Consider the following 17,078-nt stretch of genomic DNA (forward strand, 5'->3'; position numbering starts at 1 on the left):
ACACAACGCTGAATCAGGGGCCCGCCCAGGCGGGTCATAGGGTGCATCCATGTCGAAGGTCTTGAGCAAGCTGCCGGTCGGTGAACGGATCGGCATCGCATTCTCCGGTGGGTTGGACACCTCCGTCGCCGTCGCGTGGATGCGCGAGCACGGTGCCTTCCCCTACGCCTACACGGCCGACATCGGCCAGTACGACGAGCCCAACCTCGCCGACGTCCCGGCCCGGGGCCGCGCGTACGGCGCCGAGCAGGCCCGGCTGGTCGACTGCCGGGCCGCCCTGGTCGAGGAGGGCCTGGCCGCCCTGGCCTGCGGCGCCTTCCACATCCGCTCCGCCGGGCAGACGTACTTCAACACCACCCCGCTCGGCCGGGCCGTGACCGGCACCCTGCTGGTCCGCGCCATGCAGGAGGACGGGGTCTCCATCTGGGGCGACGGCTCCACCTACAAGGGCAACGACATCGAGCGGTTCTACCGCTACGGCCTGCTCGCCAACCCCAGCCTGCGGATCTACAAGCCGTGGCTGGACCAGGCGTTCGTCGACCAGCTCGGCGGCCGCAAGGAGATGTCCGAGTGGCTCGCCGAGCGCGACCTCCCCTACCGGGACTCCGCCGAGAAGGCCTACTCCACCGACGCCAACATCTGGGGCGCCACCCACGAGGCCAAGCGGCTGGAGTTCCTGGACGCCTCGATGGAGATCGTCAGCCCGATCATGGGCGTGGCCTTCTGGGACCCGGCGGTCGAGATCCAGACCGAGGACGTCACCGTCGAGTTCGAGTTCGGCCGCCCGGTCCGGATCAACGGCCAGGAGTTCGCCAGCGCCGTCGACCTGGTCCACGAGGCCAACAGCATCGGCGGTCGCCACGGTCTCGGCATGTCCGACCAGATCGAGAACCGGATCATCGAGGCCAAGAGCCGCGGCATCTACGAGGCCCCCGGCATGGCGCTGCTGCACATCGCCTACGAGCGGCTGCTCAACGCCATCCACAACGAGGACACCCTCGCCACCTACCACACCCAGGGCCGCCGCCTCGGCCGGCTGCTCTACGAGGGCCGCTGGTTCGACCCGCAGTCGCTGATGCTCCGGGACAGCATGCAGCGCTGGATCGGCCACCCGGTGACCGGCAGCGTCACCCTGCGGCTGCGGCGCGGCCAGGACTACTCGGTCATCGACACCCAGGGCCCCCACTTCAGCTACCACCCCGAGAAGCTGTCGATGGAGCGCAGCGTCGACGCCGCGTTCGTGCCGGACGACCGGATCGGCCAGCTGACCATGCGCAACCTCGACATCGCCGACTCGCGCAGCAAGCTGGAGCAGTACGCGGTGCACGGCCAGCTGGCGCCGTGGAGCGGCCTGATCGGTGAGCTCGCCCCGGGCGGGGCCGCCCCGATCGCGGCGGGCACCGGCGACGCGGAGGAGTCCACCGCGCTCGACCAAGCCGCGATCGAGTCCGGCACCGACTGACCGGTCGGGCTCACGCCCGAGAGGCCGCCGCACCGGTGCGGCGGCCTCTCCCGTTCCCGCCCGCCCGCCTCACCGGATCCGCGTCACGCCCCGCCCCCGCACCGCGCGGACACCGAGCCGCGCCGGATCCCTCCTGGGGCGCGTCGTCACCGCCTCCCGCAGGGTCAGCAGGATCTCCCCGTCGTAGCGCTCCGCCAGGAGCCGGGCCAGCTCGGCGGCGCCGCTCGGCCGCGGGTCCGGCGCCACGTCCGGCAGCCGGCCCGGGGCGCTGAGGTCCTGGGCCTGGGCGGCCCAGCGCGCCGCGTCGCGCCGCTCGCCCTCGGCGCTGTAGTGCACGGCCAGGCAGTGCACGGCCAGCTGGTCCCCGTACTGGGCCGCTATCCGCCACCAGAAGACGCCGTCCGCCGTGCGGCCCATCCCGTACAGCAGGCAGCCGAGGGTGCGGAAGGCGGTCTTCTCGGCGAGTTCGAGGTCCAGGGCCAGCTCCCCCGGCGTCACGGCCCCGGCCACGCCGGCGCACAGGTGCCGGAGGTCCCGTCGCAACTCCGCCCGTCCGCCCGCTCCGGGGTGCTGCCCCGCCGCCCCCGACGGCGGGGCCGGGCCGAGGCCGGCGCCCGCTCCCGGTCCCACGCCCGGGCTCGCCCCCGGCGCCGGGGCGTGCGGCGGTCGGGCGCCCGCCGGCGGCCGGGCCGGGCGCTCCCGCGCGGCCGGTACGGGCCGACGGGCGGCGGCGAGCCGCTCGGCCAGCCGCCGGGTGAAAGCCACCGGGTCGTGGTCGTCGAACTCCCGCTCCAGCTCGGCGGAGTGCGCCCGCAGCAGGTCCCCCACCTTCATGTCCCCGCCCTCACGTCACGGCCTCCACGTCCCCGGCTTCACGTCACGGCCCTCCCCGTCCTCACGTCTCCGCTCCGCCCTCGTCCGGGTGCTCCAGCAGGTACTCCAGGTGGCGCCGCCCGAGGCTGTAGTAGGTGCGTGCGGTGGTGTGCGCGATGCCGAGCGACCGGCCGATGTCGTGGTACGACAGGCCCGCCTGGCGCAGGCGGACCACGTCCGCCTGCACCGGTGCGGCGCGCGCGAGCTCGTCCATCGCCCAGTCCAGGGCGTCCAGTTCGGCGAGCTCCTCCAGCTCGTCCTGGCTGGTGTCTGGCCGGCGCTGGGCTATCACCCGCAGCCGTTTGCGTTCGGCGCGGCGGCGTTCGCGCAGGACGTCCACCACGGCGTCCTTCACGACCTTGAAGGCGAAGGCCTGCGGATCGGCGCTGGCCAGGGCGCGGCGCCAGTTCTTGTAGAGCGTGGTGCCGGCGTTCTGGACCGCGTCCTGGGCGTCCTCGCGGTGCCGCAGGCGCTGCTGGGCGTAGCGGAGGTAGCCGGAGTTCTCGCGGGTGAAGAAGGCCTCGAAGTCGTTCGGCAGGTCGCCGAGCGGGTCCGCCCGCAGGCTCCGCTCCTCGCCCGGCCCGGGAGTGTTCACGCACGCCCCCCTCTTTCGTGGGTCAGCTGGCCGGCCCACCGGGTGGCACGCCGACGGCCCCTCAGGGGGCTCGTGGTGTAACCGTCCGGGAGGCGCGGGATGTTGACCGGATCGGGCGGACAATTGGCGAACGTTTACGTTCAGTTTCGAACAGTGCCACTGACCTGCCGAATCGGGCCGGACGACCCCGCCGCACCCCCCGCCACGTGACCCAGATCACACCGGGCGCGCCCGCGGCTTGACAAGCTCCACCCGCGACCCCCGCGACCCCCGCGGCGAGCGGCGCTACGGCGCCGGCTCCACCGCCGCCGAGTCCAGCGCGGCGGTCACCCGCTCCAGCAGTCCGCGCAGCGACGCCAGGTCCTCGACCGGCAGCCCGGTCGCGGCGAGCAGCCGACGCGGGACCTGCCCGGCCCGCTCGCGCAGCGCCGACCCCTCGGGCGTGAGCGTGACGGTGACCGACCGCTCGTCCTGCGGGCTGCGCTCGCGGCGCACCAGACCCGCCGCCTCCAGCCGCTTGAGCAGCGGGGAGAGCGTGCCGGAGTCGAGCCGCAGGCGCTCGCCGATCCGCTTGACCGGCAGTTCACCGTCCTCCCAGAGCACCAGCATCACCAGGTACTGCGGGTAGGTCAGCCCGAGCTCCCGGAGCAGCACCCGGTAGACGCCGCCGAAGGCGCGCGAGGCCGAGTTGAGCGAGAAGCAGATCTGCTGGTCGAGACGGAGCAGGTCCTCGTCCGCCAGGTCGGGGAGCGTGGTCATGACTCCATGGTACCGACCACCTTCGCGCGATTTAGTTGTGCGCAATTGAATTGCGTGCTCTAATGGTGTCACGGCAGGGCGCCGGAAGGCCCGCCGCCGCAGCGACGGCGGCACCCCGAACCCCTCCGCACCCGAGCAACCGCAGAACCCCGAGCAGCACCACGAAGGGAACCGACCATGGACGCGCTCTACACCGCAGCCGCCACCGCCAACGGCCGGGAGGGCCGCGCCGTCAGCTCCGACGGACAGCTGGACCTCGCGCTGGCGATGCCGCAGGCGCTGGGCGGCAACGGCCAGGGCACCAACCCCGAGCAGCTGTTCGCGGCCGGCTACGCCGCCTGCTTCGCGAGCGCCCTCGGCCTGGTCGGCCGGCAGTCCCGGGTGGACACCAGCGAGGTCTCGGTGACCGCCGAGGTGTCCATCGGCAAGGACGGCGCCGGCTTCGGCCTCGCGGTCGTCCTGCGCGTCGAGCTGCCCGAGTCCCTCGCGGGCGAGACCGGCGAGCTGCTGGTCAAGCAGGCGCACGAGGTCTGCCCCTACTCCCGCGCCACCCGGGGCAACATCCCGGTCGAGCTGGTCGTCGAGTAATCACGCGGTTCGCGCGCCGGCACACAGCGCCCTCCGGCGCACACCGGGCCCGCCGTACGGTTTCGTACGGCGGGCCCGTCCCCGTGCCAGAACCCCTGCGCGTCCTACGCCCCCGGCCCTCCACCGGGCTCAGTGCCACCGGGCCCACTGCGACCAGGCCCACCGCCGCCGGACCAGCCGCCCCCGGGCCCACCGCCGCCCGGCCCGTTCGCGGAACGCAACGTGTCCAGCCGGTGCCGGTACTCCTCCGCGTCGATCTCGCCCCGCGCGAACCGCTCCGCGAGCACCTGCTCCGGACCCGGCCCCCAGCCCCGGGTGCCACCCGGCCCGGCCCATGGCCCGCCACCGCCCGCCGCGGCCGCCGGACCGTGCGGGACGGGCTGCCGCGAGCGCGAGACGTACCGGAACAGGGCGACCGCGAGGAGCACGATCAGCACCAGGAGCAGCAGCGACCCGAGCGCCATCAGGCCGATGCCCCAGCCACCCATGCCGTGGCCGTGCCCGTACCCATGCCAGTGCCTCATCAGGACCTCCTCCTCCGGCCCCGACCACCGGGGCCCGCCGAGGTGATCGGCGCCTTACCACCATCGTGCGCCCGGCACCGGTGAAAGCGCTGTGAGGAAAGTCTGAGAAAACGTTCCGGCACCCATGCCGCACCCGCACGAGCCCGCGCGGGGTAGCGTGCCGCTCGTGACCCCTCACCCGCGCATGACGCACCACCCGCCCGGCGACGGCGCCCCGCCCGACGACGCCCGCTCGCCGGAGCGGCTCGTCGCCACCGGAATGCTGCGCCGCCACGCGGACCCGAGCCGGCACCCGTCGCTCGGGCACTCGCCGATCGCCTACGTGTCCACCGCGCTCTGGGCCGAACTCACCGCCCTCGCCATCGCGCCGTCCGCCGCCGAGGCCACCGCCACCGCCCTGCTGCACGCGATCGCCGCCCAGGCCGTGGACGCCGCGCTGGCCCCGGGCAACGAGCGGGCCCCGCGCGACGACCTCTACGTGACCGACCCGGCCCACATCGGCGCGCACCGCCGCGCGGTCTGGTTCCAGCGCTCCGGCCCGCACGGCCCGATCACCGCCGCCTTCGCACCCTGAGCGTTCGCCGGGCTCACCACCGGGCTCATCGCCGGGCCCGCGGGCCGGAGCCGCGCGTCAGCGCTCCACCCGCAGGCTGTGGCAGGTCCAGCTGAGCCGGTCCGGCCCCCCGATCGGCGGCCGGTCGTGGTACGTCCCGTCCGCCACCGAGAGGTTGACGATCAGGTACGCGTGCCAGCCGGACCCCACGCCGTGCAGGTCCGCGTAGACCAGCGCGTCGTCGACGTACCAGTCCACCGAGTTCGCGCCGAGCACCACCCGCAGGTCGAAGGTCGCCCCCGGGCCGATCCCGGCGCCGCCGCCGTGCCAGTACCGGAAGCCGCCCCGGACGTGGTTGGAGATCTCCAGCAGGTCCGGGTTGTCGGGGTGGTACTCGAAGAGGTCCACCTCGTTGCCGCCGTCCCGCCAGGTCCAGATCGCCGGCCAGGCGCCCAGCTCCACGGGCAGCGTCACGCGCGCCGACAGCACGTCCCCGGTACGGACCTGGAAACCGTCCGAACTGCCCTCGGTGGTCAGCAGGTTGCAGCTCCACAGGCCGCCGCTGTGCCGCCGGGTGGCGGTGAACACCCCGCCGGGGCAGTAGCCGCGGACGAGGTAGTCGAGCTTGTGGTCGCTCCGATTGGTCGGCCCCATCCGGGGATAGGCGCTGCTGCGCCCGCTGATCCACTGCCTGGTCGAAGTGAAGTCCGCGTCGAACACGACTGTCACGGCCGCCTCCCCGGTGCTCCGGTGCCTCGGCGATCCGATCAGCCGGGCACACAGAGTGAGTTACCCGATACGCTCCGCTGTATGCGAACCGGGCCGTCCGGGTCCGCGACGCACCGGTCGGGCCACGACGCACCGGCCGGCCGGGGGCTCACCCCACGGCGGCCGCGCCCCCGGCCCGGAGCCGGTCGGTCACCGAGACCACGCCGTCGACCGAGCGGCACAGGTTCAGCACGATCGGCACCAGGTGCGGCTCGGGCACGGTGCCGCTGAGCACCACCCGCCCCTGGTTGACCTCCACCCCGATCTCCGCCGGGCTGACCCCCTCGATCCGGCCGAGCACCTCCTCGACGATCTCCCGACGGATCACCACGTCCTCGCGCAGGAACACCCGCAGCAGGTCGCCCCGGCTGACCACGCCGATGACCCGCCCCTCCTCGTCCAGCACCGGCAGCCGCTTCAGCCCGTGCCGGCTCATCGTGCGGGCGGCCGCGACCACGCTGGTACCGGGCGTGGTGCAGACCGGCTGGGTCGTCATCAGGTCGGCGGCCGTGACCTCGCCGCCCGGGCCCGCCTGCGCGGACTCGGGTGCCGGGAGCAGACTGCCCGGGTCCTCCTGGGCGGCCAGGGTGCGCAGCAGGTCGGCCTCCGAGACCACGCCGAGCGGCCGCCCCTCCGGGTCCACCACGGGCACCCCGGTGATGTCGTACTCGCTCAGCAACGCCACGATCTCCCGGAACCCGGTCTCGGGCGAGACCAGGACCACGGGGCTGGTCATCACGGATTCGACGGTGGCATGCCGCACGCCGGTTCACCTCGTCCAACGCTGCTGGTCCGACCGGGCGCGGATCGTCCCGGCCGGTTACCGGCAGCATGGCGCGCGGCGGCGCCGACCGCCAGGGGCCAAGGGGCCGAACGGGTGGGACCTTGGACCCCGGGCCACGAACGCGGCCCCGACCTCCCGGCTCCCCGACCCCCGCTTCACGGAACGGCGAACAGGAGACCCCGGCGCGACGCCCCCGCCGCGCGCCCCCGATCGTCCGCCGGTCACCCCGGACGGCGCAACCATCACATGATCGACTCGTTGGACCGTCCACCACGACAGCACCACGGTTCCCGGGAGGCCCCTTTGCCAGGACGGACGGCGGGCACGGCTCCGTCGGCCCGCGGGGTCGCGGCGCGTCCGGTGGCGCAGGCCGAGGCCGCGCTGGTGCGCCACTACCGCAGGCTGGTCCGGCTCGCCTACCTCGCCCTGCCGGCCGACCGGGACCGGCACAGCAGGGTGCTCGCCGCCCACGCCGCCGTCCAGCGCGCCCTGCCCTTCCGCTGGACCCGCCGGGACGAACCGCCGGCCGCCGGCCGCCCGAACGCCGCGGACCCGAACACCACCGAGCCGGAGCAGGTGTACGCCGCCCTGCGCCTGCGGGTCCTGCGCGCCGCACTCCGCCCGCGCCCGGCCGCCCGCCTGCTGGCGCCCCGCGTCTGGGGGCTGCGGCTGTTCATCCCGCACGGCGGCGAGCAGGACGCGGAGCTCGACCACGCGCTCGCGGCGCTCGACGCCCCGGCCCGCGCCGCCTTCGCCCTGCGCGCGGTCGAGGAGCTGAGCGCCGACCGGGCCGCCGAGGTGTTGCGCCGGGCCGGAGTCACGCAGCCGGAGGAGGCGGTCGCCGCGGCCGCCGGGATCCGGCCGGGCCCCGATCCCGCGCTGCCCGCCTTCGACCCGTGCGCGGTCCGGGTGCAGCCCACGGATCTGCTGCGCCGCCGCAGGACGCTGACGGCCGCGCTGGCGGTCGGTCTGCTCGGGCTCACCACCACGGCCGCGGTGCTGGGCGGCTCCGGCCCCGCGACGCCCGCCGGTCCGGCGTCCGCGCCTCCCCCGGGCGCCGCCGACCCGTCCCGGCTGGTCCGGGTGGCACCCGACGCGTGGCAGCACACCGCGCGGGTGGACTTCTCCGCCTGGCCCGCCCGGGGCGACCGGCGGGAGGACGGCGCGCTGCTCGGCCGCGCCCTGACCGCCTGGGCCCGGCCCGGCCCGCGGACCCGCGCCGAGCCGGGCACGGACACCACCCCGCCCGCCGCAGCGCCGCAGCTGCTGTTCGCCGGGACGGTGGAGGGCGCCGGCGTGGTGGTGCTGTACGACGGCCGGCGCATCGCCCGCTTCACGGACGGCCGCGACGGGGGCCTGGACCTCGCCCGGGCCGACGACTCCGACCTGACCACGGCGGGCGCGCTGGCCCTGCGCCGCCAGGGGGCGGCGGTCCGCTACCTGCTGGCGCCCTGGGTGGACTCCGCCGAGACCCGCCGGATCGACCGACCCGACGCCCCCGCACGCCCGTTGCCGCACCCGGACGGCATCACCGACCCGGCTCCCGCCGGCGGGCTGGCCGACTGCCAGGGCGCCGCCCTGCTCCAGTTGCGCTCCTCCCCCGTGGTGGCCGAGAAGCACGCCTTCCTGCTGGCCGACCTGGGCGGCCTCGTCCCCGCGCACCTCACCTACGTGCCGCCCCCGGACCGCACCCAGCCGGACCGCGCCCAAGCCGACCGCACCCAGCCCACCGCGCCGCCCGCCCGCGAGGCCAGGGAACCCCGGGAGCCCCACGAGGCGACCGCCCAGGACGCGCTGCAGGCCTGGGCCCGCGCGGGCTGCGCCGTCCCGGACGGCAAGCCGGGCGTCAAGCAGCTGAACCTGTGGACCTTCGCCGTCCAACCGCTGCCGCAGGGTGCGGGCTCGGCCGCGTGGGTCTGCCTGCGCGCCGACCGCTGGAACGGCGAGGGCAGTGCGGCCACCGCGGTCGTCCTGCCGGCCGCCCGGGGCCCGCAGCGCACCGGCGGCGGGTCGGGCCGGGCGTGCAGCCGGTTCGAGCCGGACGCGCTGGCCTGGGCGTGGTGGCACTCCCCGCAGGGCACCGAGTACCTGCTCGCGGCGGGCAGCCGCCGGGTCACCCGGCTCACCGTCAAGGGCCAGGACTGGTCCGCCGACCGGCCCGCCCCGGACCACACCCTCGCCGTGGAGCGCCCGGCCCGCTCGGCCGTCCAGGTGGAGGGGCTGCTCGACAACGGCAACCACCTCGGCCCGCCGCGTTGAGCACCGCCCCCGCTCAGCCCGCCCCCGCTCAGCCGGCCCCCGCTCATCCCGCCGCCCGGACCCGGCCGGACGACTCCGCCTCGTAGTCCGGCAGTTCGACGCTGCTGACCTGCTTGCCCAGCTCCAGCATCCGGTCCAGCGCCCAGCGCCGGTTCAGCACCGCGTTGCGCAGCCGCAGCCCGGTCGCCGTGCGCGGCGCCAGGAACGGCCCGGTCCGGTCGCCGCCCTTCTGGCAGCCCTGGGCGTAGCCGCGCAGCAGCCGCTCGTACCGCTCGAAGGCGCTCCGGTGGTCGCCGCCCGCCCGGGCCAGCTCCCCGGCCAGGACGTACGCGGCCACCACCGCCGTGCCGGTGCCCATGCCGCCGATGGTCGCGCCGCAGGCGGCGTCGCCGATCAGGGCGATCCGGCCGCTCGACCACGCGGGCACGTCGGACCGGCTGATGGAGTCGAAGTACAGCTCGGGCGCGGTGTCCAGGCTCTCCAGCAGCCGCGGCACCCACCACCCGAGGCCCGCGAAGGCCGACCGGATCAACGCCTTCTGCTGCGCCGGGTCGTGGCGGTCGTAGCGCAGCTCGGGGGAGGCGAAGAGGCAGAAGGCACCCGCCCGGCCCGGGTCCCGGTGGGCGGCGCCGACGGACATCAGCCGGCCGGGGACGTTCAGCCCGACCGACCCGACGGGCAGCCCGAAGTCGTTCGGCAGCTGCCAGGTGGCCGCGTAGTAGCCGAGGTGGCGGACGTAGCGCTGCTCCGGGCCGAAGGCGAGCCGGCGGACGTTGGAGTGCAGCCCGTCGGCGCCGATCACCAGGTCGAACTCGCGCGGCGCGGCGTTCCGGAAGGTCACCCGGACACCGCTCGACGTCGGCGCCAGCGCGGTGATCGAGTCACCGAAGAGGTACTCGGCGCGGGCGCGGCTGTGCCGGTGCAGCAGTCGGGCGAGTTCCCCGCGCGGGACCTCCACGTCGCCGCCCGCGAACTCGGCGGGCAGGTGGAGCAGTCGGCGCCCGTCGGGGCCCACGAAGGTCATCGGGGTGCCGCCGGTGCCGAGGGCGCGCAGTTCGTCCAGCACGCCCATGCGCTGCAGCACGGTGAGGTGGGTGCGGCCGCGGAAGTCGACGGCCTGGCCGCCGTCGCGCAGCGCCGGGGCCAGTTCGACCACGGTGACCTCGAAGCCGTACCGGCCCAGCCAGTGGGCCAGGGCGGGGCCGGCGATGCTCGCGCCCGAGATCAGGATCTTGGTGCTCATGGGACCACTCCGTCCGAGGATCGAGAAACTGTGTCTGGCAGACACTGTTTGCTGCTGTGTACGGTAGACACAGTTGGAGCGGGGGGCAACCCCGAGGCAGGGCCGGAATGCGGCACCAGGACGGGACCCCGGGACGGGAGCGGACGATGAGCGAGGCGGCGAACGACACGGTGCGGCTGCTCTGGGGCCCGCCGGCCAAGCCGAGCCGGGGGCCGAAGCCGGCGCTCAGCCTGGAGCGGATCGCCGCGGCCGGGGTCGAGGTCGCCGACGCCGAGGGCCTGGGCGCGGTCTCGATGCAGAAGGTGGCCGGGCTGCTCGACTTCACCAAGATGTCGCTCTACCGGTACGTCCCCGGCAAGGCCGAACTGATCGCCCTGATGGTCGAGTCGGCGATCGACGAGCCCCCCGCGCCCGCGACCGACGCCGACTGGCGGGAGCAACTCTCCGCCTGGGCCGCCCACTTGGCCGAGTCCTTCGCGCGACACCCGTGGCTGCTGGACGCCACCGTCGGCCCCCGGATCATGGGTCCGAAGGAACTCTCCTGGCTGGAGCGGGTGGTGGCCGCGCTCGACGGCCACGGGCTGACCGGCCCCGAGCGGATGGACGCCGCCGTCCTGCTCGCCGGGCACGTGCGCGGCATCGCCGAGCACTCCCGCGCGGCCGGACCGGCCGGCTCCCCCGAGGCCGAATTCCTCGTCGCCCTCGGCACGGTGGTGCAGCGGCACGTCGACCGCTTCCCCGGCGTCGCGGCCGCGATGGCCGAACCCGGCGGGGGCGACCAGGCCCTCGACTTCGGCCTGGAGCGCATCCTGGACGGCCTGGCCGCCCTGATCGAGCGCCGCACCCGGCGGGACGGACCGCGCTGATCGAGCGCGGCACGCACCCGGACGGACCAGGCGGAACGAGCGCCGCGCGCCGGGGAAGCCGACGAGGAAAAACCACTCGGAGCACCCGGCCCCGCTCGCTACCATCGCCCTCCATGGCGATGTTCGTGCACCTGACTGCCGCGGCCAACGCGCCGCGCATCCGCCGCGCCGGGATCCGGGCCGACAGCCGCGGCCAGGGCGGGGCGCGCGGGCTCTACTGCTTCCCGGTCCTGCCCTCGTACACACTGACCCACCAATGGCTGCGCGAGCTGGCCAGGTTCGGACCCAAGGGCTCGCTGGTCGCGGTGCACGTCCGGCTGGACGACGAGCAGGAGGTGCTGGCGGGGCACTACCGCGACCGCGCCACCGGCGGCCAGCGACGGGTCTCCGCCGCCGAGGCGGTGCGACGGATCGGCGCGCTGCCCGACCCGCGCGGCTGGGAGGTCTTCCTGCCGCGCCCGGCCGCCGCCCGCGAGGTGCACCGGATCCGCGCGGTGCCGCAGGTCGCCGGCTGGCGCTACCTCCCGAACGCCCACGGCACCCGGCCGTGCACCTGCTTCGGCTGCCGGATCCGCGGCGAGTACGGAAGCCGCCGACTGCGCGAGCGCCTTCCGCACCCGCTGGACGGCCCGCCGCCGCCCGTCCCGGTCCTGCTCGCCCGGCTCGGGGCGGCGGGCGATCCCGGCGATCCGGACGAGCTGCGGTCCGTCCTGCACTGGTTCGGGATGCGCCGCCGCGGCCCGGTGGACGCCCTGGCACCACTGGCCGCCCACCCGGACCCGAAGGTGCGGGCGGAGCTGGTCTGGGCCGTCGGCGGCTGGTCCACCCCGGGCACCGCGGAACTGCTGGACGGCCTCGCCGACGACCCGCACCGGGATGTCCGCGAGGCCGTCGAGGCGGTGCGGGACCGCTGAGGCGGTGCGGGAGCGCCGAGGCCCCGCACCGCCGTCAGGAACCGCCGGCCGTCGTCAGGAGACGCGCTTCAGCTGCCAGGAGTTCTTGTCGAAGCTCGGCACCGCGGAGTACTGACAGCCCGCGCTGTAGAAGCTGCTGACGATGGTCCAGCCGGCCGGCGGCCAGGTGGAGGCGCAGGCGTTGACCACGGTGCCGACCGGGTAGCCGGTGAGCTGCATGATCTTCTTGGTGTTCGGGTTGAACCCGGAGCCGCAGCCGCCGCTGTTCCACCACTGGACGTCGACGTAGCCGCCCGGGGTCAGCGAGGAGGAGCACATGGTGCTGGTGTCGCCGGGAGCGGCCTGAGCCGTTCCCATGGTCAGGGTCAGCGCGGCGGCGACAGAGCCGACGGTCAGGGCGGCGGCACGGAGGCGTATCACGGGGTGGGCTCCTCTCGGTGACGCGGGACCTCCGCGTCACCGCCCATTCCTATCGGCGCCACCGGTGTGTCCGACAGCGGCTTTCCGGCCCGTCCGGCGGCGCGATCTCGCCCCTCCGTACCCGATGCGATCCGCCGTTGCGGCTCTGACCTGCGGGGTCGTCCGCCGACATGCCCGTTCGGCCGATCCGGGTGATCATGGGACGAACGGCGTCTCCGGCAATGGGGCGCGCCGGCCGTTCCCGGTGCCGCCCGGAAGGTGGACTGCGATGTTCCAGATCCTGTGGATTCTGCTCATCGGCTTCGTGCTGGGCGTGCTCGCCAAGCTGATCCTGCGCGGACCGCAGTCGATCCCCTGGTGGCTGACCATGCTGCTCGGTGCCGCCGGGGCCTGGCTCGGCAACGCCGTCTCCGGCTGGATCGGCGTGCGCCACACCTCGGGCATCGACTGGATCCGCCACATCCTGCAACTCGCCTTCGCGGTCGGCCTGGTGGCCTTCGTCGCCCCCGCCTGGAGCCGGTCCCACCGGCCCCGGTGACCGGGCACCCGGCGCTCAGCCCACGTGCACGGCCGGGCGGCGCGCCCGGTCCGGCTCGGCCTCGCGCAGCACCTCGCGGGTGACCGGCGCGATCTCGCCCTGCCCGAACAGGAAGAACCGCAGGAACTGGGCGAAGGGGTTGCCCTCGGTCCACTCGAAGTAGATGTGCGGCTGCTGCCCGGTCAGGTCCCGCACCTGCAGCAAGAGGGCGGCCAGCGCGTTCGGCACGCTGGAGCTCTGCAGCGACAGCACCCGGTAGCGCTCGTGCAGCACCTCGCCGTGCACGGTCAGCTCGGCCTCGAAGTCGGACGGGTCGAGCACGGTGACCTCGACGAAGACCAGGTCGTCCTCGGCCGGGATGTCGTTGTCCCGGCGGATCTGGTGGATCTTGTCCCGGTACTCGGCGAGGTCGCGGCTGTTCGGCTCGTTGGCGATCAGCCGCAGCGGGCGGTGCATGTAGTCCCGGACGAACCGCTCCGCGACGTCGTCCAGCACCACGTCGGTGACGCGCAGTTCGAAGGCGCGCTTGAGCCGGGAGAGGAAGGAGACCAGCATGATGCCCGCGATGAAGCAGGCACCGATCTTCACGCCGTCCGGCCGCTCGGCGATGTTGACCGCCGTGGTGTAGAGGAACACCGCGGCGATCACCGCGAACCCGGCCCGCCAGCCCGGTTGGCCGGCCTTGTGGGCCGCGATGGTGACGGCGATGGCCGCCGAGCTGATCAGCACCAGCACGCCCGTGGCGTACGCGCCGCCCTGGGCGTCGACGTTGGCGTCGAAGATCCAGGTGACCAGGAAGGCGATCAGGGTGAGCACGATGACGGTCGGCCGCACCGCCCGGGCCCAGTGCGGCGCCATGCCGTAGCGCGGCAGGTAGCGCGGCATCAGGTTGAGCAGCCCGGCCATCGCCGAGGCGCCGGCGAACCAGAGGATGGCGATCGTGGACAGGTCGTAGACGCTGCCGAACGCGCTGCCGAGGTTCTCGTGGGCGAGGAAGGCCAGCGCCCGCCCGTTGGCCTCGCCGCCCTTCTCGAAGGCCGCCGGCGGGATGAGCAGCGTGGTGATGAAGCTGGTGGCGATCAGGAAGCAGCTCATGATCACGGCGGCGGTGGTGAGCAGCTTGCGGGTGCCCCGGATCCGGCCGGTGGGCTTCTCCTCGGTGTCCTCCGGGTCGCCCTCGATGTGCGGCATCACGGCGACGCCGGTCTCGAATCCGGAGAGGCCGAGCGCCAGCTTGGGGAAGACGACCAGCGCGACGCCGATCATGGCGATCGCGTTGCCGTGCTCCGCCGTGAGCGCGTCGGTCCAGTCGCTGAACACGTGCGGGGCCTTGAGCACGTGCCAGAAGCCGTTGACCACCACCACGACGTTGAGCGCGAGGTAGACCGCGACCAGCACCACGGCCAGGCCGATCGCCTCGCCGAAGCCCTTGAGGAAGACCGCGCCGAGCAGCGCGATCATGATCAGGGTCAGCAGGACCTGCTTGCCGCCGAGCACGCTGGTCAGGTGCGGGTTCTCCACCAGGTGCGCGCTGGCGTCGGCGGCGGACAGCGTGATGGTGATCATGAAGTCGGTGGCCGCGAAGCCGAGCAGGGTCAGCACGAAGAGCTTGCCCTGCCAGAACGACAGCAGCCGCTCCAGCATCGCGATCGAGCCCTGTCCGTGCGGACTCTCCTGGGCGACCCGCCGGTAGACCGGCAGCGCGCCCAGCAGCGTGACGATCACCAGCACGATGGTGGCGATCGGCGAGACCAGGCCGGCGGCGAGGGCGGCGATGCCGGGCTGGTAGCCGAGCGTCGAGAAGTAGTCCAGGCCGGTCAGGCACATCACCCGCCACCAGCGCTGGCCCTTCTCGGCCGGTGCCTCCGCGTGCGGGCCGGGGTGCTGCTTGGCCATGTCCGCCAGGCCTTCCAGCATCCACTCCCGGAACCGCCCGCCCCTGGTCGGACGGGCAACCCCCGGTTCTGCCGAACCCGACGAGACCACGTACACCCCTGTCCACGACTCGGCCGGCCGCCTACGGGTCCGGGCCCCCTGCAGCCGCCGGACGGCGGGCCTGGTCAGGCTAGGTGACCGGATCGCGCCCACCGGGCAACCCGGCGGGCCGACACGCCACGGTGCGCCCGTACGGCCCTCCCGGATGGCGGACGGAGTCCGGCCGTGCTCGGCGTCCCCGGCGCGTTGGAACGCACACCGCCCTCGCGAGAGGGAAGGATGTCCACTCGTGTTGACGCGTTGGGTTGACGCGTCGGACCGGCGCGAACCGGTCGGCACCAGCTGCGAACCACAGGGAGGCCGCGGTGGCGGAACCGAGTCGGCGGAGGATCCTGGGCCTGGGCCTGATGGCGGCCGCCGCCACCTCCTGCGGCCCCCGGCCCCCGGCGGCGGCCGCCGCCGCGCACCCCGCCGACGGCCGACCGACCGACCCCGGCACGGGCGACCCCGCCGCCGCCGGGCACAGCGGGGCGACGGCCCCGCCCACGACCGACCCGAGCAGCGAGCGGGACCTCCCCGGCACGCCCGGCTGGGAGATCACCGACCCCGGCCCGGACTCCGCCATCGAGGGCTTCGCCGACCGGGTCAGCGTCCTGCCCGGCGAGCCCTTCGGCCTGCACGTCTCCACCCCCGCCGCCGCCTTCACCGTCTCCGCCTACCGGATGGGCTGGTACGGCGGCGCCCGCGCCCGCCTGGTCTGGCGCCGCGAGCACGTCCCCGGCGGCCAGCAGGCCGCACCGCACGTGGACCAGGCGACCCGCACCGTGCTGACCGGCTGGCAGCGCACCCTCGCCGTGGACACCGCCGGCTGGCCGGAGGGCGCCTACCTGCTGCGCCTGGACGCCGAGGACGGCTCCGGCCGCCGCTACGTCCCGCTCACCGTCCGCTCGGCCGTCACCGTCGGCAGGACCGTGGTCATGAGCGCCCCGGCGACCTGGCAGGCCTACAACGAGTGGGGCGGGTACAGCCTCTACAACGGCCCGACCGGCGGCCTGGCCACCCGTTCGCTGAAGGTCGTCTTCGACCGGCCGTACGCCTACGACCACGGCGCCGGGCTGTTCCTGGTCTACGAGGCGCCGCTGGTCGCCCTCGCCGAGCGGCTGGGCCTGCCGCTCGCGTACACCACCGGCATCGACGTCGCCCGCGAACCCGGCCTGCTGACCGGCGCGACCACCGTGGTGTCACTGGGCCACGACGAGTACTGGTCCCCCGAGCAGCGCGCCCACGTGGTCGCGGCCCGCGACGCGGGGACCAATCTGGCGATCCTGGGGGCCAACTGCTGCTTCCGCCGGGTCCGCTTCGAGCCGACCGGGCTCGGCCCGGACCGCACCGTGGTCTGCTACAAGGACGCCTGGGCGCAGGACCCGGGGTACCGGGCCGGTGCGCCGGCCACCACCGACTTCCGGGTCGGCCCGGGCGCCGACCCGGAGAGCTCGATGCTCGGAGTCATCTACGACGGCTACCCGGTCGACGCCCCGTACGTGGTCACCTCCCCCGGGCACTGGGCCTTCGAGGGGACGGGCGTCACGGCCGGGGCGTCCTTCCCGCACCTGGTCGGCGTGGAGTACGACCGGGTGGACACCGCCTTCCCCACCCCGCGGCCGATCGAGGTGATCGCCCACTCCCCCGTGGTCTGCGAGGGCCGCCCCTCCCACGCCGACACCGCCTACCACACCGTGCCCGGCGGCGCCGGGGTCTTCGCCTCCGGCACGATGCGCTGGGTCGAGACCCTGGACGCCCAGGGCCCCGGGGGCGGCAAGGCCGACCACGGCATCGACTCCCGGGCCGGGGACATGGTCCGCAAGGTCACCGAGAACGTCCTGCGCGCCTTCGCGGCCGGCCCGGCCGCCCGCACCCACCCGGCCCGGGACAACCTCGGCACCGTCTACGGCACGGCGTAGCGGCCCGCTCGGCCGGCGGCCGGCGGCGGTGGTTCG

General features: G+C 74.7%; 17 protein-coding genes. 8 read left to right on the top strand and 9 right to left on the bottom strand.

The annotated features are described in order from the left end of the window. The first annotated feature begins 49 nt into the window (after positions 1–49). Complete coding sequence (gene argG / locus ACIRD3_RS06185) at positions 50–1,462, top strand: argininosuccinate synthase (protein WP_402212343.1); 1,413 nt, start codon at positions 50–52, stop codon at positions 1,460–1,462. A gap of 69 nt (positions 1,463–1,531) precedes the next feature. Here the strand turns inward: argG and ACIRD3_RS06190 are convergent, their stop codons facing one another. The 3 genes from ACIRD3_RS06190 to ACIRD3_RS06200 form a co-directional block, all read right to left on the bottom strand. After that, the gene (locus tag ACIRD3_RS06190) at positions 1,532–2,296 is read right to left on the bottom strand and encodes a hypothetical protein (RefSeq protein WP_402212346.1); all 765 of its coding nucleotides are present in this window, start codon (positions 2,294–2,296) and stop codon (positions 1,532–1,534) included. Positions 2,297–2,357: 61 nt separating this feature from the next. Beyond that, positions 2,358–2,930, bottom strand: coding sequence for an RNA polymerase sigma factor (locus ACIRD3_RS06195; protein WP_402212349.1), 573 nt, complete (start codon positions 2,928–2,930; stop codon positions 2,358–2,360). A gap of 285 nt (positions 2,931–3,215) precedes the next feature. Then, a complete protein-coding gene (locus ACIRD3_RS06200; protein WP_402212352.1) occupies positions 3,216–3,689 on the bottom strand; it encodes a MarR family winged helix-turn-helix transcriptional regulator in 474 nt (157 codons plus the stop codon). Between the two features lie 177 nt (positions 3,690–3,866). Here ACIRD3_RS06200 and ACIRD3_RS06205 point away from each other — a divergent pair, with 177 nt between their 5' ends. Beyond that, the gene (locus ACIRD3_RS06205) at positions 3,867–4,277 is read left to right on the top strand and encodes an organic hydroperoxide resistance protein (RefSeq protein WP_402212355.1); all 411 of its coding nucleotides are present in this window, start codon (positions 3,867–3,869) and stop codon (positions 4,275–4,277) included. A 104-nt stretch (positions 4,278–4,381) separates the two neighbouring features. Here ACIRD3_RS06205 and ACIRD3_RS06210 read toward each other — a convergent pair whose 3' ends face one another. Beyond that, positions 4,382–4,801, bottom strand: a complete 420-nt coding sequence (locus ACIRD3_RS06210) for an SHOCT domain-containing protein (protein WP_402212358.1) — start codon at positions 4,799–4,801, stop codon at positions 4,382–4,384. A 166-nt stretch (positions 4,802–4,967) separates the two neighbouring features. On the opposite strand from ACIRD3_RS06210, the gene ACIRD3_RS06215 reads away from it, so the two are divergent. Beyond that, positions 4,968–5,375, top strand: coding sequence for a hypothetical protein (locus tag ACIRD3_RS06215; protein ID WP_402212361.1), 408 nt, complete (start codon positions 4,968–4,970; stop codon positions 5,373–5,375). A gap of 57 nt (positions 5,376–5,432) precedes the next feature. On the opposite strand, the gene ACIRD3_RS06220 is transcribed toward ACIRD3_RS06215, so the two are convergent. Further along, positions 5,433–6,083, bottom strand: a complete 651-nt coding sequence (locus ACIRD3_RS06220; RefSeq protein ID WP_402212364.1) for a beta-glucanase — start codon at positions 6,081–6,083, stop codon at positions 5,433–5,435. Between the two features lie 148 nt (positions 6,084–6,231). Continuing rightward, a complete protein-coding gene (locus tag ACIRD3_RS06225; protein WP_402212865.1) occupies positions 6,232–6,858 on the bottom strand; it encodes a CBS domain-containing protein in 627 nt (208 codons plus the stop codon). 408 nt (positions 6,859–7,266) lie between these two features. Here ACIRD3_RS06225 and ACIRD3_RS06230 point away from each other — a divergent pair, with 408 nt between their 5' ends. After that, positions 7,267–9,165 carry a hypothetical protein gene (locus ACIRD3_RS06230; RefSeq protein ID WP_402212366.1) on the top strand — a complete coding sequence of 633 codons (1,899 nt, stop codon included), beginning with the start codon at positions 7,267–7,269 and terminating at the stop codon, positions 9,163–9,165. Between the two features lie 43 nt (positions 9,166–9,208). Here ACIRD3_RS06230 and ACIRD3_RS06235 read toward each other — a convergent pair whose 3' ends face one another. Next, a complete protein-coding gene (locus tag ACIRD3_RS06235) occupies positions 9,209–10,408 on the bottom strand; it encodes an FAD-dependent monooxygenase (protein WP_402212369.1) in 1,200 nt (399 codons plus the stop codon). Positions 10,409–10,554: 146 nt separating this feature from the next. Between ACIRD3_RS06235 and ACIRD3_RS06240 the strand changes: the two genes are divergently transcribed. Then, complete coding sequence (locus tag ACIRD3_RS06240) at positions 10,555–11,274, top strand: TetR/AcrR family transcriptional regulator (protein ID WP_402212372.1); 720 nt, start codon at positions 10,555–10,557, stop codon at positions 11,272–11,274. Between the two features lie 113 nt (positions 11,275–11,387). After that, entirely contained in the window at positions 11,388–12,188 is an 801-nt protein-coding gene (locus ACIRD3_RS06245) for a HEAT repeat domain-containing protein (RefSeq protein WP_402212375.1), read from the top strand. 54 nt (positions 12,189–12,242) lie between these two features. Here the strand turns inward: ACIRD3_RS06245 and ACIRD3_RS06250 are convergent, their stop codons facing one another. Next, the gene (locus tag ACIRD3_RS06250) at positions 12,243–12,608 is read right to left on the bottom strand and encodes a hypothetical protein (RefSeq protein ID WP_402212377.1); all 366 of its coding nucleotides are present in this window, start codon (positions 12,606–12,608) and stop codon (positions 12,243–12,245) included. A gap of 268 nt (positions 12,609–12,876) precedes the next feature. On the opposite strand from ACIRD3_RS06250, the gene ACIRD3_RS06255 reads away from it, so the two are divergent. Beyond that, the gene (locus ACIRD3_RS06255; protein WP_402212380.1) at positions 12,877–13,146 is read left to right on the top strand and encodes a GlsB/YeaQ/YmgE family stress response membrane protein; all 270 of its coding nucleotides are present in this window, start codon (positions 12,877–12,879) and stop codon (positions 13,144–13,146) included. A 15-nt stretch (positions 13,147–13,161) separates the two neighbouring features. Here ACIRD3_RS06255 and ACIRD3_RS06260 read toward each other — a convergent pair whose 3' ends face one another. Then, positions 13,162–15,063, bottom strand: coding sequence for an amino acid transporter (locus ACIRD3_RS06260; RefSeq protein ID WP_402212382.1), 1,902 nt, complete (start codon positions 15,061–15,063; stop codon positions 13,162–13,164). A 425-nt stretch (positions 15,064–15,488) separates the two neighbouring features. On the opposite strand from ACIRD3_RS06260, the gene ACIRD3_RS06265 reads away from it, so the two are divergent. Next, positions 15,489–17,042 carry a N,N-dimethylformamidase beta subunit family domain-containing protein gene (locus ACIRD3_RS06265; RefSeq protein ID WP_402212867.1) on the top strand — a complete coding sequence of 518 codons (1,554 nt, stop codon included), beginning with the start codon at positions 15,489–15,491 and terminating at the stop codon, positions 17,040–17,042. Positions 17,043–17,078: the final 36 nt, after the last annotated feature.

The sequence above is a fragment of the Kitasatospora sp. NPDC093550 genome, from assembly GCF_044764985.1.
Classification (GTDB): domain Bacteria; phylum Actinomycetota; class Actinomycetes; order Streptomycetales; family Streptomycetaceae; genus Kitasatospora.